Below are 16,972 nucleotides of genomic sequence, written 5' to 3'. Positions count from 1 at the left end.
TTTTATTTTGGAGAAACTATAACGTCTGAGTTAGCTAACTACAATGGCAACTATACTTATGGCAAAGCTCCTAAAAGTAAATATCTACAAGAAACAACAAATGTAGGAATTTTTCCTCCCAATGCTTTTGGTTTATACGATATGCACGGCAATGTCTGGGAGTGGTGTCTGGATATTTGGCACGATAATTATAGTGACGCTCCTAATGACGGAAGTGTTTGGGAAAAAGGAAAAAGTAGTAATCAAAGAATTATCCGTGGTGGTAGTTGGAACAATAATCCTAACCATTGTCGGAGTGCCTTCCGCTTTAACAACTATTTTGACAACTGCATTATGAATTTGGGTTTCCGCGTTCTCTTGTTGCCTGATTTTCAGAAAAAGTTTCAAAATCCTGGGGAAATATCCTCCCTGATTAACCAGACTTATCCCACAGAAAAAAAGTTTACCCCTCCACTACAAATATCTCAAAAATTAACAGCACCACCCATTATTAATGAAACTTCTCCACCACAAACATTTCTCAGATCAATACCAGAAACAGAAATAGGAGAAATATTTACTTTTGAAGTAGTAACTGTCAATAATTTTGGCAAAATAATCAACCGCACCCCCCGTAATGCCAGACAAAAAATCGAAGACTTAGGTAATGATATTAAATTAGAAATGGTTTATATCCCTGGGGGAAGTTTTCTCATGGGTTCGCCAGAAAATGAAGAACAAAGATTTAATACAGAAACTCCTCAACATCAAGTTACTCTCCAACCTTTTTATATGAGCAAATATCCTATTACTCAAGAACAATATCAAATCATTATGGATAAAAATCCCTCTCATTTTAAAGGAAGAAATCGTCCTGTAGAAACTGTAACATGGTACAACGCCACAGAATTTTGTCAAAAGCTATCCCAGAAAACAACAAAAACTTACAGTTTGCCCAGTGAGAGTCAGTGGGAATATGCGCGCCCGTGCAGGAACAACTACTCCTTTTTATTTTGGAGAAACTATAACGTCTGAGTTAGCTAACTACAATGGCAACTATACTTATGGCAAAGCTCCTAAAAGTAAATATCTACAAGAAACAACAAATGTAGGAATTTTTCCTCCCAATGCTTTTGGTTTATACGATATGCACGGCAATGTCTGGGAGTGGTGTCAGGATATTTGGCATGATAATTATGAGGGTGCGCCTAATGATGGGAGTGCTTGGCAGGATAGAGACATGGATAGTTCTCCACTGCGGGGTGGTTCTTGGTACGATAATCCTGAGTTCTGCCGTTCTGCGATTCGCGTCAGTTACTTTGGGCGTGTCTTCCGTTACGACTACTTTGGTTTCCGTATGGTCTGTAGTCCCGATTATTTCTGATAAACATGACTAGCGATCGCTTCGCGTTTCGGCTGTCGCCGACATGAAAGGCGGAGCAAGTGCGGCAGCTATATCGCCACCTAACTTCTACCCAATATATATAGAAGCCTATCCTCAGTAGAGGTAAATTTCATTCTGTGAAGCTCCAAAAAAATCAGCTAAGGATTTGCCTTGCATTCTCTTTAAAATTGCGATAGTATTTATTTATAAGGATTCGTTCGTCCATACTCTTGACTTTTGAATCAACTAAAAAAATTGGTTTTTGAGGTTGCTAGATTTAGTATGAACACTTGCCCAGGTAAAAATATAGAAAATTCTTTTCCCTAGCACAAAACAGTCAATCTATCAACCAGTCGAAAAATGAAGAGAGGAAAATTAGTCATTCATCTAAAAGTCAATTAACAGCGATCGCCTCTCTAAACAACCGCAGTATAAGCATTTGCAGCTTAAAATTTCGATCAAGTTATAAAAACCCCAAGGATTATATCACTACTCATAATATTACAAAATTGAGCAAAACTGCTAAAAAGATTGAAATTTCGTTAGAGAATGGGAAAATTTTTTTCTTCGATTTTGTCATAGATTGATGACAAAGTTTAAAATTTTAAAACTCAAAGCCTTATACAGATAAATAAAACTTAGAAGAAGTAGTAAATATTTAGGGAAGCATTCAGCTAATAGCTGACTGCTAATTAGCAATTAATAATATACCTCTCTAGAAAAAAGGTAGTAGGGAGTAGCTGGAGTAGGGATTAAGCGGAAATAATTGATTATTTCTGTAGGATAATTGATTTTATTTTTGATTATTGGAGATTTCTAATGGATAATTAACTGCTATAGCTAAGAAAGAATTGGTATTTGACAATTACTGATGATGAATCTCAGACTAGGAAATGCTTTTCCAACTGTTCCCTGTTGCCTATTGCCTGTTACCTGCTATATAAATTACAGAGCTTTTGAGGATAGTGAGGTACAGTTTAATACTAACCTCTATTCCTTATTCCCTATCTAATTAATTTGAATCTAACTCATCAGCGATCGCTCGAAATAAAGCAATTGTTTCTACATCGTCAATACTTCTATAAATCTTATTGCCAGAGCCTGTTTTTACTCCGACTAAGTTCTTTTCAGGATTAATATAAAGATATTGCCCCCAGGCTCCAGTTGCACAATAATCACCATTTGAACCTTCAGGAATCCACCAATGATATTGATAACCCCACTTAAAATATCTCTCATCTGTTGCTCCTGGTTTTAAGTGGGGAGTATTGGGTATTGTTGACTCTTTTACCCAACTTTTAGGGATAATTTGTTGTCCGTTAAAATATCCATTGTGTAGATAAGCTAAACCAAATTTGGCATAATCTCTCAAAGTACAATTCATCCCACAAAAAGTTACTTCAGTTCCATAATTATCTGTTAACCAATAAGCATCTGATTCTGCTCCGATTGGTTGCCATATTTTCTTTTCTAAATAAGTCACAATGTTTTGTCCGGTTGTTCGTTTTAATAATAAACTTAATATCTGACTATTTAAGCCCATGTATTCAAAATAATTTCCTGATGGGTATTGAGAAGGATAATTTAAAACTGCCTTTTCCATAGGCTGTATATAGAGAAATAATTTATATAAAAGTTGATAAATATCTGTATTTTGATGACGAAAATTTTCAGTAAATCTAACACCAGATTGCATCTGGAGAATATGTTTAATTGGCACGTTGTTATAACCGGATACTTTCAACTCTGGCATATATTTAGTAATCGGGTCATCTATACTATTAATATAATTATCTTCTAAAGCAATTCCTATCAAAGCAGATATGAAAGCTTTTGCTACTGACCAAGATGTTATTTTATTGGCTTTTGCATAACCTTGAAAGTATTTTTCATAGACAATTACATCATTTTTAACTAACAAAAAACCAGTAGTTTTTAAACGCTGCAAAAAATCAGACATTTTCCTGGTTTCATCCTGGAACTTATAAGGTATATTCAAGTCGCGTAAATCTTCCTGAAATTTGTATGATTTTTGATAACGATGGATAATTGTACTAGGAAAAACACGATTCATATTACGAAAATTGATGACTCTTTTATCATCATCAAATAACGTAAATTTTGGTTCAAAATAAAATTTCCAGATAATTAAAATAATGGTGATTAGAGGCAGAATAAAAATGAGCATAAATTTGATAATGTTCATAGCTATTGGTTGAATAGTAGATCGGGATACTGCTGAGGCAACACTCTAAGTTTTCCTTTGGAATTCTCGGGAAATATGTCGCGTAGTAAAACGCTGTTCATGTTATCATCTGGAAATAAAATTGACTAGGGGTTAACAAATGCCAGATGATTTAGTACCATTTATCATTGGTGTCAGTCTTTTGATTCTTTATCTAGTATTTTCAGCTATGACTGAAATGGGAACAAAATGGCTTGGTAGAAAAAAAGATGATTAATTAATACTGTCGCTCTAACTATTCCTGAAAAAAAGGATTATTTTCTCTAAGTGAATAGCAAAAAATAAATTATCCAATTTTTGAACTAGACCTGGAAAGTTTAACTCCCTCTATTGCCTACTCACTACTCGTTCTTACCTACTGCCTACTCCCTACTCGTTCTTCCCTAAATTCTAGGTAATTGTATATTTTTTTATTTGGAAGTCCCTAATTTGAATTAGCAGAAATACAAAAAAATTATTGAAGCTTTGGGAGAAAATTGTCTAGTTATCATTTATCAGTTAGCCTCCTGGGTAGAAATTGCGTTTTTTCCTCTAGAATGCTCCGCAAATATGTCGTGTAGCGAAACAGTAACTTTAACTTAAGCAACAGGCTTGAAATCTGGAATTTTATTTTCTCTTGGTGGATTGAATATGGCGTTTAGCGCTCCGCACAACCCGCGTTAAAGCGGAGCGACTTGAATTGCGGAGTGGCTCTGCAAGAGCGTGAAACCTAGCTATTCCATCCTACGGAATGCTCTGCAAACGATCGCTTTTTACCCCCTTAAAAGGGGTGGCTTTATACTTTTTTTCTTTGGTAATTAAACACCTACACAGAATTGATTACCTATTCTAATTCTCTGTAAATCTTGCCGTAAAATATTTTCAATGAAAGAAAAATGTGTAATGAATTTTGTTCAGTTACTTATGACCTATAGTTATTATAAATTACTATAGCAATCCTATTTAAGTTGTAATATTTTGGTGGTAATTAGGAGTCATTCCTCATGAGTCATAATTTTCAAGATTTTCCGTTAATATTAACTATTATAAAAATTTTTACAAATCATTTAGGATTTCTATATGTCTCTGAAAGAACATGAATTTGCAAGAGGAATAATTGGTCGATCGATCGGGATATTTATTTTTTAAATAGGGCTAAAATCAAAAAGTTGGGTTCGATAACCTTGAATCATCCATAATTAGACAGAAGTGCAGAATCAGATACTTTTTATTACATTCAAAATTCATTAAAAGTAGCAGAAAAAAATTGACTTAGCCAACTTTCCAGCACCATATATAGTAGTATAATTTGATATTACTTATACTCTTTTGTAGATTTTTTTTCAATTATCATTATTTAGACTTCATCTAGGTATCAGTTAATATATGATAACTTACGAGTGAATGCTAACAAAAAAGAATTTTTTTGTTGATAAAATACAAAAGTTATAATTGAATTGATCGGAAAAATGAAAAATATTGAAATTAGTCAAAACCAACCCAGTAAAATTGAAAAAGTCGGTGTTATTGGTGGAGGTCAGTTAGCATGGATGATGGCGGATGCAGCTAAAAAACTAGGAGTAGATTTAATTATTCAAACTCCCCGTAAAGATGACCCGGCAGTATCTATAGCAAAGGATATTATTTTGGCAGAAATTGATGATGCTCAGGCAACTACAAAGTTAGCAAATAGTAGTGATGTGATTACTTTTGAAAATGAGTTTATTAATATAGATGAGTTGTCACATCTGCTTAAAAATAATCTAATTTTTCGTCCGAGTTTATCTGTGTTGAAGCCATTATTAGATAAGTATGAACAGTTGTGTTATTTGCGAAATTTAGGTTTACCTGTTCCTAACTTTTGGGAGTGGGGAAAAGAAATTGAATCTTTATCTTTTCCTCTGGTATTGAAAGCTCGTCGTCATGGTTATGATGGTCAAGGTACTTTTATTATTAAGGATATTGAGAGTTTAAAATCTCAGGGAAATTCGGAAATTTTCATACAAGAATTTATCCCTTTTGAGCGAGAAATTGCAGTTATTGCTGCTCGTGGAGTGACTGGTGAAGTTAAGATTTATCCTGTGGTAGAAACTCAACAGGAAAATCAGGTTTGTCGGCGGGTTTTTGTGCCTGATGAAAATTTGGAATTAGTAAAAGAAATTGAAGCGATCGCTCATTCTCTTCTCAATAATTTAGAAGTAGTAGGAGTATTTGGAATTGAAATGTTTATTACTAAAGATAAGAAAGTTTTGATTAATGAAATTGCTCCGAGAACTCATAATTCTGGTCATTACACTTTAGATGCCTGTGAGACTTCCCAATTTGAACAACATTTACGGGCAGTTTGTGGTTTACCTCTGGGTAGTACCACTCTCAAAACAAGAGGAGCGGTGATGGTAAATTTGTTAGGTTATGAATTTGGGGAAAATCACTACTTGACAAAACGGCAAATGTTAGAAAAGATTCCTCATGCTTCCGTTTGGTGGTATGGCAAAACAGAATCTCGTCCAGGACGGAAGTTAGGTCATGTGACTGTTTTGCTAGATGAGGAAAATTTTGAAACTATGCGTTGGCAGGGTGAGGCGATCGCTAATCAAATCGAAAATATCTGGTATAACTAAAATTTGGAGCTTCAGATTATTTGAGAATGATGAACATATAGGAGGAGTCAGAAGAGACGCCCTAAATAGAAAATACAGCACTATGTAAATAGGGCACAGACATTTATAAATTCTCAAACTCAGGCAGGTATTACTTCTGACTTGCGTCTACCGCTATAGCTTCAAGGAATTTATAACTTTTGACTTTTAAATTTTGAATTTTGACTTACTTAAGGGGGGTGACAGAAAAAAAATAACCGCTATAATAGTTACCAGGTTCTACTGCGACGTTGGTGACTGCCAATAATGTTTTTTTGACCTACAAATCAAAAAACATTGGGAATCTAGATGTTCGAGTGGCAGTAAACTGGGCTTGTACCCAGAAACTTTAAACTCGGGCCAAGATACCCACCTGGTATTATCCAGGTCAAAAGCTGAGGTAAGACGGCGTTGTGGTGAACTATTTTTTTTTGAAGGAATAAGGACGAACGAATATACAAAAAGTTAGGCGTTGCATATTTGTGGGATGAATTATAGTTTTACAGTAAAGAGGAAGTAACAGATGAAATTTACTTTTTCTGCAAAGATTCATCCGTTGGTTCAGTAATACCAAAAGTTAAGGATACCCTTGAAAATTTTTCTGGGAGATATTCTCACTGAGAATATATAACTGCCCAATTAATTTTTCCATTCTTGATAATTGAAGAAACAACAGACAACAAGAAAAGTACCCTTCAAAATTTTTCTCACCAATATTTGACTCTCATCCACAGGTAAAAATTTTTCTCGGACATATTCTCACTGAGAAAATATAACTGCCCAATTATTTGACTCTCATCCACAGGTAAAAATTTTTCTGAGAGATATTCTCAGTGAAAAGATATAACTGCCCAATTAATTTTTCTGTTCTTGATAATTCAGGAAACAACAGATATAGCAGAAGAAAGAAGGAAAAGGGAAGAAGGAAGAAAGAAAAATCTGGGGTTGTCTGAGTTTTCAGCTTTTTATCTGTCCTAACCTTTGCTTCGACTGCTATAACAACTAAAGTACCCTTCAAAATTTTTCTCATCAATATTTGACTCTCATCCACAGGTAAAAATTTTTCAGGCAGATATTCTCACCAATATTTGACTCTCATCCACAGGTAAAAATTTTTCAGGCAGATATTCTCACTGAGAAAATATAACTGCCCAATTAATTTTTCCATTCTTGATAATTGAAGAAACAACAGACAACAAGAAAAGTACCCTTCAAAATTTTTCTCACCAATATTTGACTCTCATCCACAGGTAAAAATTTTTCTCGGACATATTCTCACTGAGAAAATATAACTGCCCAATTAATTTTTCTGTTCTTGGTAAAGAGACTTAAAAAGTTGTTGTCTTTTTTTATGGTCAACAATAGCTAGAGGATAACCTACAACTTCCCGCTCATCCATAGGAATTTTACCAGTAACTAAATATTCCGTATCTACACGACCTAACTCTGAAACCCACTGCCGAATATATTCTGCTTCTGGGTCATATTTTTGTGTCTGAGATGTGGGGTTAAATATTCTCAAAGGTTTTGGGTCCATTCCACTCGAAGCACTCCATTGCCAACCACCATTATTAGCAGAAAGGTCTCCATCTATTAATTTCTGCATAAAATATTTTTCGCCCCACTGCCAATTAATAATTAAATCTTTGGTCAAAAAACTGGCGACTATCATCCGACAACGGTTGTGCATCCAACCTGTTTCATTTAACTGACGCATAGCAGCATCAATAATAGGATAACCTGTCTTTCCTTCACACCAAGCTTGAAAATATGCTTCATTATTCTCCCAAGGAAAATTTTTCCAATGTTCTCGGTAAGGACCTGTTTCTAGTTCGGGATAATGGTACATAACATATTGATAAAATTCCCGCCATGCTATTTCTTTTTGCCAGGTTTCTATATTTTCAAATGCTTCATTGCTACGGCAGTTTTCAATTAATTCTTGAGTTTTTGCCCAAACAGTACGAATACCAATAGTACCAAATTTTAGAGCAGCACTTAGTTGAGATGTTCCATCAATACTAGGGAAGTTTCGTTGTTCTTGATATGAATATATCGCCCCACTGGAAAATGTTTCTAATTTTTCTAATGCTGCTGTTTCTCCTGGTTCCAGAATCAGTTTATTTTCCCAATTAAATCCTAATTCTTTAGCAGTAGGTAAGTCAATTACTCCTATTTCTTTTGTCTGTTGAAGTTTCTCTTCAGTTAATCCTTTGAGTGAGGAAATCTTAACTGGATATGATTTTTTTTTACTCTTCCAATTTTTCCAGAAAGGAGTGTAGACACTGTAAGGTTTTTTTGTACCAGTAAATATTTCTTCTGGGGAATTAAGGAGTTGGTCCCAAAATGTTTTTACTTGAATATTTGCTGCTTCTAATTTTTGTTTAACTTGGCGATCACGTTCCTTACTATAAGGTTCAACATCTAGGTTCCAATATACAGCTTTTGCTTCTAGAAAAGTTGCTAATTTTGGTATAGCTTCTGTAGGTTTTCCTGAGATTATTAATAGTTGACTTCCTATTTGTTTATAGCGTTTTTCTAAATGTTGTAAACAACTAATCATATAGGTAATTCTTGCTGGAGCAATATCGTCTCGTTTGAATATATTTTCATCAAGACAAAATATGCCTACTACTGTTGGAGTTTCTTGAGATGCTTGTGTCAGTCCGATATTATCTGAAATGCGTAGATCGCGCCGATGCCAAAATAGGATTAAGTGAGACATTTTGTTTTAGTTTACCGCTAACTTTAATGACTGGGTTTAGAGTAATTCTTAGTTACCTATCATTTTGATTTTTATCTGAGATGAGTGCAAATTAATTTTTTCTAATTTAGCTATTATAGTTTTCATTTTTGTCAAAAAGGAAGTAGGGAGGAGCGAGTAGGGAATGGAGAGGAGGCAAAAATACACAACTATAACAATCCCATTTCAGTTGTAATATTTTCCTGGTACTTAGGAGTCATAATTTAAAATATTTTCAGTTAAAATTAACTGTTAGAAAAATTTTCACAACCAATGGGCGGATTGCTATATTGACTACCATAAAAATAGTCCGTAAATCTTGACTAAAATATAGCTACTTCTCCAATCTTTAAGACTTTTATAGCACTACAAAAAAGTGTTATGAAATTGATAAAATTGAAATTCTTTACAGTCAATAGTTTTGACTTTAGCTGTTTTGCTACGCGACATAAAAAACACAGTTTCGACCAGGGAAGGCAGGTGAATGCTGAATGCTAAATGCTATACTATTAGCTATGAATGTAAATTTATTCCATCGATTTCAGCTTTAATATTTTGCTGAAAAATACTCTCTTATGAAGTTAGTTTAAAAAAATCTAAAACCAATAGCTAAGATGTCAGGTAAGGTGAGAGAAATTATTTCATCCCTGTTCTCTGTCAAAAATAATTTTCTATTTAATTTTACTTACAGAATAATTAATAATTAAATAATTCAGCTTTATTAGCCTCCTCTTTCAAGGGGAAAAAAATAAATTTTTTCCTTCTTGGTCAATCCTCTCCCTTTTAGGGCTATCCATTACCCACATCTTTGTTAACATGAAACTTGACAAAAGAGAGAAGCTATGTGATTACCATAAAATGGATATTTCCCAAGAGTAAATGTATTTAATTAGAGGCTTTTTTAATCTGGAATGCTCTGTTTCTCCCCCCATCTCCCCATCTCCCTATCTCCCTATCATAAAAGGGTTTCAATACTTATGGGTAAAGCATAGCTTTTAGGGAGAGGTAATTATCCATTATTCATTATCCATTATCGATTAATGAACTACTTATCAGTTTCAACAAATACTGTTGCATTAACTTTTTTTAGTGGGAAGGGAAAACTTGAGGTGGCAATAGGGAAAATTAAATTCGATAGTTATTACGTACTGAACAAATCCATTTTTTGCTGTAACTATCTTTTTTGAATTTGAAATTACTTGGTTAATTTACTCTAAGGAAAAGGGAACATAATTTTTTGTTTTAATAGTAATTTTCAGGAATTAATACTACGCTCTTAGTCGAGCAATAATATTATGTCCCCTTAACCCTTAATAAGAATAAAAAAAATTTACCATCTCCTACTTTCTGACTTCTGACTGCTGAATTATTACTTCTATATTCCTGATAAAAACGGTTTAGCCAAAAATAAACTACAGATTGATTTAGCATCTACAAATTCTCCCTCTAAGATAGCTTTTTCTAATTCTTGAGGAGTCATTAAAACTGTTTCCATATCTTCATCAATATCTTGTGCTGGAGGATTTTTTAGTTTCTCCAAATCTTCTGCCAAAAAAGCATAAATAAATTCATCTGAATATCCAGGAGCAAGGGGAAATTCTCCTAACTTTTGCCATTTATTTGCTCGATAACCTGTTTCTTCTTCTATTTCTCGTTTGACAGTATCAGCAGGATTTTCATTTTCCTCTATCGTACCTGCAGGAAATTCTAAAATCCTACCTTGAATGGCAAATCTATATTGTTTTACTAAAACTAATTTTCCATCTGAAGTAACAGGAACACATAAAGCACCTCCAGGATGACGAATACATTCCCAGTCTCCTTCAACTCCATTAGGTAGACGTAGATGGTTGACGTCAAAGTTAAATTTTCTACCTTTATATAGGAGACGTTGTTTAATAATTTCAGGTGCTTCTTGATTTGGCATAAAATATAATAAACTAAGTTTTAACTATAATATCATCTTTGTATTAATACAGGGTAGCTGGTTAAAGTTAATAATTACCGAATAATTAAGGTTTAAAACCTCTCCTTTAAAGGAGAAACAAGCAGTCGATCTTCGGACCTTTCTGTAGGATGAGATGGCGTTAGCTCTGCGGCTCTGCAAGAGCGGATTTCCGTTCCCTCCGGGACGCTGCGCGACATGAAACGCTTAGCGTTAACGAAGTTTAGCGGAACGCTAAACGCCATATCCAATCTCCCCTTGATCAGAAAAAATGTTCCTTTGAGTCAATCCTATCTGTTTTCAAGGAGAGGTAATTATTCATTATTCATTATTCATTATTCATTATTCATTATTAATTGTCTTAGCGCCTCTCGTTAATGCTTTAATTCCTGATAGTAAAGATGATTTTTTAGGGTTTTTGGTAGTTTTTTCTAACTACTAATACCATTTATTTATCAAGCTGCACTTAAGAAATAGGAAGGAATTATTCATTAAAGGTAAACTTTTTTAACTTGTGACTTACCTATATTCTGATTAATTAAATCTAAATTTATAACTTAGAAAATTCTTCAAAACAATACTTAATAGTCAAATTAATATGGTTAATAAAATAATTTGGAGCATAATTGGTGGAACTCTTTGGGGTATTTTATTTTGTGCTGCTTTAGCTGGTTTATTTATCGGAATTAATCAAAATTTAGTCACTATTGTAAGTGCATTATTAATGGGTATTTTGTGGTCTATAATTATCAGTATGATTTGGAAATCATTAATGGCTAGACAAGATGAATCTAGTAAAAATTATATAATAGCTGGAATTATTGGTGGTTGTTTTCTAGGCAGTGCTATTGGAGGATTAATGTTAGCAATATTAAATCGGGATGCTAATTTTGGTAAGGTATATATATTAGGAGCATTTCTCGGAGGAAGTTTTGGTTTTATTTGGAGTTTGTTTAAACCACCAATGTTTTTGGGAGGGATGAGAATTTGGGGTAAGTCTGGAGCAATTTTAGGTGGAATTTGGGGGTCGTTTTTCGGGACAATTATAGGTATGGTTGCCACAGTTTGCTTAGTGTTTTGGAGTCAAGCAAATCTTGATATTAGTGCTGATAACTTACCTCAATTATTAATAGCTGTTTTGATTTTTGGTAGTGGAAATGGTGCTATTGGTGGAACAATATCAGGAATTATATTCGGTGGATTAATTATGGCTCCTCCTTTACCTTTAGCATTAGAATTAATTGGCATAAGAGGTGCAATTGTTGGAGCAATTTGGGGTTGTTTTTTGATGGCGATCGCTTGGGGGATTATTGGCGGAATTTTATCTATAACTATTGGTGATGATTTGTTTTTAAATTTAGGAATTAGTGCCCAAGTTACTTTGCTCAGAGGAGTAATTATTGGTACAGGTATTGGCTCAATTTGGGGAATAATTTCTGGTGCTTTTTGGGGTGGTTTTGGTAGAATTGAGAATTGAGAAGCTAACTTCTTGCAGTGAGTAAATTTGAAGATTTGATAATATTCTAACCACCCTGACGAATGCTGTCGCAATCCGCGCATAGGTTGTAATATTTTATCGTAGGGGTTTGGTCTCCAAATCCAATTTTCTATTGCGTTTGGAGACCAAACCCCTACAGTTTTTTTTTTCACAAATCATTCAGGGTTACTATATAGCAATCCGCGCATAGGTTGCGGGTAATTAAAAAGTAAATAAAAAAGTTGAAACTCCTACCTGTTCCCAGTTAAGTGTTCCCTGTTCCCTAAAAAGTAGTAATATTTTTGCCACGAATAAAATAGGATTACTATATATGAATAAGGAAGAAAAAAAAGCTTCAACTTCTTCCTTATTACTGAAAAATTGAGTCTAAAATATCCCGTTGAAAGGGGATAAAAAAATATTTGCCATATGTATTTCAAGTCTATTGCTTCAGGATGAGGTACTGATAACTGATAACTGATAACTAATAACTGAAATGACCTCTTCCTTCCTATTCTCTAAATTTAGGATTAACAAATTCATTCAATCCTTCTCCTAATAAAGATAACCCAACCACCATTAAAGTTAAAGTAAAACCAGGAAAAAAAGCAGTCCACCAAATACCTGTTGGTAAAGCATCTAAAGCTAACCTTAAATCATTTCCCCATTCAGCAGTTTCAGAAGGTAATCCTAATCCTAAAAATCCCAATCCTCCTAATACTAAAACTGCATCTGCAGCATTAAGAGTAAACAACACAGGAACACTCTGAATAACATTTAAAAATAAATAACGAGTCAACACTCTCCAAGTATTAGCACCCATCGCTCTTGCTGCTTCAATAAAAAGTTCTGTTTTGACACTAACTGTATGGTTACGAACTACTCGATAATACTGAGGAATATAAGCAATACTCAGAGCTATCGCTGCATTTAATATTCCTTTTCCCACGACAAAAGCTAAAGTTATTGAAAGTAACAATCCTGGTAAAGTATAAACAGTATCCATAAAAAATATTAAAACTTTATCAATTCTGCCTCCAAGATAACCACTTACCATTCCTAATGGCACACCAATAATTAAACTTAATAAAGTCGCTAATATTACAACTTGCCAAGCAACTTGTGCGCCGAATAATGTTCGGGAAAAAATATCATAACCTTGACGACTTGTGCCAAACCAATGTTCAAAAGAAGGTGGTTGATGTATGGGATTACTGAGAAATTCTTGAGAGTCTTGGAGTAAGCCAAAATTTTCTAACAGTGGGGAAAAAACGGCAATTAATATAAATAAAATTGTAATTGTTAAACCTACCCACATCATCTGAATTGAAATACTGGGTTTGCTAGACAAACTGAAAAATTTTGCTCGTGAAAATCTACTTGTCATAATCTGATAATTGCTCAAGTAAGGAAATAGAATTTTAGCATAAGTTGAAATACTGTAATAAGCAGGCACGCAAAATTAATTACCGAGAAATTGTGCTCTAAAGTCTCCCCTTGAATAGGGTAAAAAAGCGGTCGTTTGCGGAGCATGACCTTAGGATGAGATGGCGAGGTCTCCGTTCCCTCCGGGACGCTACGTGTTTCATGTCGGGCAGCGAAACGCCATATCCAATCTCCCCTTGATCAGAAAAAATTTTTCATTATTAGTCAATCCTATCTGTTTTCAAGGAGAGGTAATAATTAATAATTAATTGTTGAAACATCTATAAAAAGCTGAATTATTTGCATTCTAAAGATTCCATATAATTAGAATAGGTCAATAATTTTGTTTAGATACTTATTATGCTTTTCTCGGATAAATGTTTACTAAATATCTTGTCAAAGCAGAATTATATTCTCTCAATTATCCTTAAAAATGGAAACCGTTTGATTTGACTCTATCAATTATTAAACCTTCCTCCCAAGGAAAAGGAATGTTTTATTTCTATGATTTAAAGTGAAGTATTTTAGCAGTTTCTAATCTTATAGAAATAATTTTTTTCTTCTCTTTGTGAAATATTAGAGCTGTTTCATGCGCAATGTTAAAATTTAGAGTTCTGAGGTTTAGAACTCTTTATAGTTAAGGGAAAAAATCTATTTTTTTAGTCGATTCGGTGATTCAGACCTTATCTTTTCCCTACTACTTGTTATTACTTCTTTAGAACTATCTACAGCAGATTCGGTGACTAATGTAGTACAACTGACAGGGTAAATATTTTTTACTTGTTCCCTATTTGAATTCCCATCTTCCCTGCTTTCTCAAACCATCAATATATGTAAATTATCACTTCGGAAACTGCTGTATTTTTTTACATAAATTTTCATTTTATTGAAGTGAGTTTTTAGTGTTTAATAACTTTTGTTCTTTTGATACTAATTTTTGCTATAGCATTTATGTGTCTAATGAGGTACACCTAATACACCTTATATTTAACTCCTGTCTCCTGACTCATGTCTCCTGACTCCTTAAAGTTAAAAAACTTTGTACCTCAAGCTTTTTGGGAAGTGCTATACATTTCCAATGTACCATTAATGGATGATTGATGGTAAATATTAACTTTTCCATATCCAACCATTAATAGTAAACCGACTATCTACAAAATTTTTAGAAGGGCAATTTACTGGTAAAACTTCGTGCCAGTAACGACTAAGAAAGAAAATAATACTATTATTTTTCGGTGCAATTTTCTTAAATGAATTTGCCTGCTTGTAGTAATTATTATCTATTTTTTCGTCATATATAACTAATTCCCCACCATAAAATTTTTGAGGTTGTTGATAAAAATAGTAAACGTAAGTAATTTCTCTTTTAGCAACTTCTGGAATTCCATTATCATTATGTGTCTGATAATAATGACCATGATTATGAGCTGTTACTTGTGCTTCTATTTGAGTAATGGGAAATTCTTGGTGACCAAGTTTAGCTAAAACTTGAGGTAAAACTAATTTAATTCGTTGACTAATTCTAGTTTTGGAAATAGGTGCTAAATGCAATACCATTGATTTACGAAAATCAGAATCATTATCACTTAAGCTAGTAAGACTTTTTTCAAAATATGCTTCTAATTTAATCACAGATTCGAGAATTTTTTGATTTTCTCCCTGAGTTAAAAAATTATCAATTTTTACACATTTTGATTTAACTAGATTTTGATTATATTTGTCACTGAGCATAATTAGTTCTGTAAATTATAAATATTGGTAGTGCTATAGCGCTACGCACAAGTCAAAAGTTAAAAGTTAAAATAAAAAATAATCCCTGACTGAATTTGAACATTTAGAAGTGTTCTAACCATAATGCCTAGTACTATAAATAAATAATAATTATTATAACTTACTCTCTAAAGAGCAAAGGTATGCACTGATTCATATCACTACTTCTATAAGATTAGCTTTCTTTGCTAGTAAAAACTTTTCTGGTTATTTTTTAATATAAAAACATGATAATAATGAAATCAATTAACTTTTCAAGGGTTGTTATACTAAAAATAATTCATGTTTGGTGGATATGCTGAAAAAATGTTTTAGATATTAGGGGTTTGGGAAAAATAAGCTCAGTATCAAGTAGTTCTCAAATCAAGCATTAATCTATGACAAACACTATTATTAGCGATAATTTGTACCCTTGACTTTTATATATATTAGACTTGTCACTAAATAGATTTAAACAATTACTAAATCCTAGACAGATAAATTATCTCAAGCATTACTATTTGTAGGAAACATTTATCATGCCTGGTATAAATACTTTTTTTAATTGCCTTGATTTATCTAATATTTTCTCATTATTTCTTGATTTTAATTAAATTAATTAGTGCGACGTATCCAACCATTAATAGTAAAGCGACTATCTGGAAAAGCTTGAGAAGAAAAAGTTACAGGCAAAACTTCGTATATATAACGACTGAGGAAAAGAAGTGAGGAGTCAGACATATTATATGAATTTTCACTGACTTATCCACTACTAAAAATTTCTCAAAGTCAAATTGAGACTATCCTCACACATCCGACTTTTTTCTCCTCTCAAAATTTGTGAGTAGGGGAGATTTTATTTTGCCACTTCTGAAGTTAATAGTCAGACATATTATATGAATTTTCACTGACTCCTCCACTACTAAAAATTTCTCAAAGTCAAATTGAGACTATCCTCACACATCCGACTTTTTTCTCCTCTCAAAATTTGTGAGTAGAGTAGATTTTATTTTGCCACTTCTGAAGTTAATAGTCAGACATATTATATGAATTGCAGATAACTGCTTAACTAGCAAAAATTCCCCAAAGTCAAATTGAGACTATCCTCACACATCCGATTTTTTCTCCTCTCAAAATTTGTGAGTAGACTATATTTAGAGTAATCTCCCACATCCGACTTTTTCTCCTCTCAAAATTTGTGAGTAGAGTAGATTTTATTTTGCCACTTCTGAAGTGAAGAGTCAGACATATTATATGAATTTTCACTGACTGCTCCACTGCTAAAAATTTCTCAAAGTCAAATTGAGACTATCCTCACACATCCGACTTTTTTCTCCTCTCAAAATTTGTGAGTAGAGTAGATTTTATTTTGCCACTTCTGAAGTTAATAGTCAGACATATTATATG

The 16,972-nt window shown here is 33.3% G+C and carries 10 protein-coding genes and 1 other RNA gene; 5 read left to right on the top strand and 6 right to left on the bottom strand.

The features are described 5' to 3' along the window. Both F6K22_RS05610 and F6K22_RS05605 read left to right on the top strand, forming a co-directional pair. A partial coding sequence (locus F6K22_RS05610) for a formylglycine-generating enzyme family protein (protein ID WP_293094369.1) occupies positions 1 to 1,014 on the top strand: 1,014 nt, incomplete at its 5' end. After that, complete coding sequence (locus tag F6K22_RS05605) at positions 956 to 1,363, top strand: formylglycine-generating enzyme family protein (protein ID WP_293094367.1); 408 nt, start codon at positions 956 to 958, stop codon at positions 1,361 to 1,363. The genes F6K22_RS05610 and F6K22_RS05605, both read left to right, overlap by 59 nt. Positions 1,364 to 2,375: 1,012 nt before the next feature. On the opposite strand, the gene F6K22_RS05600 is transcribed toward F6K22_RS05605, so the two are convergent. Then, positions 2,376 to 3,569, bottom strand: coding sequence for a serine hydrolase domain-containing protein (locus F6K22_RS05600; protein ID WP_293094365.1), 1,194 nt, complete (start codon positions 3,567 to 3,569; stop codon positions 2,376 to 2,378). Positions 3,570 to 5,056: 1,487 nt separating this feature from the next. Here F6K22_RS05600 and F6K22_RS05595 point away from each other — a divergent pair. Together F6K22_RS05595 and ssrS are read left to right on the top strand one after the other, a co-directional pair. Next, positions 5,057 to 6,208, top strand: coding sequence for a 5-(carboxyamino)imidazole ribonucleotide synthase (locus F6K22_RS05595; RefSeq protein ID WP_293094362.1), 1,152 nt, complete (start codon positions 5,057 to 5,059; stop codon positions 6,206 to 6,208). 255 nt (positions 6,209 to 6,463) lie between these two features. Further along, positions 6,464 to 6,650, top strand: a non-coding RNA gene (ssrS, locus tag F6K22_RS05590) — 6S RNA. Between the two features lie 876 nt (positions 6,651 to 7,526). Here ssrS and F6K22_RS05585 read toward each other — a convergent pair. Further along, on the bottom strand, positions 7,527 to 8,951 hold the full coding sequence (locus F6K22_RS05585; RefSeq protein ID WP_293094360.1) for an FAD-binding domain-containing protein: 1,425 nt from the start codon (positions 8,949 to 8,951) through the stop codon (positions 7,527 to 7,529). A gap of 1,393 nt (positions 8,952 to 10,344) precedes the next feature. Beyond that, positions 10,345 to 10,896: an NUDIX hydrolase gene (locus F6K22_RS05580; protein ID WP_293094357.1), complete on the bottom strand. Its 552-nt coding sequence runs from the start codon at positions 10,894 to 10,896 to the stop codon at positions 10,345 to 10,347. 616 nt (positions 10,897 to 11,512) lie between these two features. Between F6K22_RS05580 and F6K22_RS05575 the strand changes: the two genes are divergently transcribed. After that, positions 11,513 to 12,391 carry a hypothetical protein gene (locus tag F6K22_RS05575; RefSeq protein WP_293094355.1) on the top strand — a complete coding sequence of 293 codons (879 nt, stop codon included), beginning with the start codon at positions 11,513 to 11,515 and terminating at the stop codon, positions 12,389 to 12,391. Between the two features lie 511 nt (positions 12,392 to 12,902). Here the strand turns inward: F6K22_RS05575 and F6K22_RS05570 are convergent. The 3 genes from F6K22_RS05570 to F6K22_RS05560 form a co-directional block, all read right to left on the bottom strand. Next, positions 12,903 to 13,778: an ABC transporter permease gene (locus tag F6K22_RS05570; protein ID WP_293094353.1), complete on the bottom strand. Its 876-nt coding sequence runs from the start codon at positions 13,776 to 13,778 to the stop codon at positions 12,903 to 12,905. 1,148 nt (positions 13,779 to 14,926) lie between these two features. Then, positions 14,927 to 15,547 (bottom strand): 2OG-Fe(II) oxygenase, encoded by a 621-nt coding sequence (locus F6K22_RS05565; protein ID WP_293094350.1) that lies wholly within the window; start codon positions 15,545 to 15,547, stop codon positions 14,927 to 14,929. Between the two features lie 633 nt (positions 15,548 to 16,180). Further along, positions 16,181 to 16,306 carry a hypothetical protein gene (locus F6K22_RS05560; protein ID WP_293094347.1) on the bottom strand — a complete coding sequence of 42 codons (126 nt, stop codon included), beginning with the start codon at positions 16,304 to 16,306 and terminating at the stop codon, positions 16,181 to 16,183. Positions 16,307 to 16,972: the final 666 nt, after the last annotated feature.

Origin of the sequence: Okeania sp. SIO2F4 (genome assembly GCF_010672385.1) — a bacterium.
Classification (GTDB): Bacteria; Cyanobacteriota; Cyanobacteriia; order Cyanobacteriales; family Microcoleaceae; genus Trichodesmium.
This window is presented reverse-complemented; position numbering and strand designations above follow the sequence as displayed.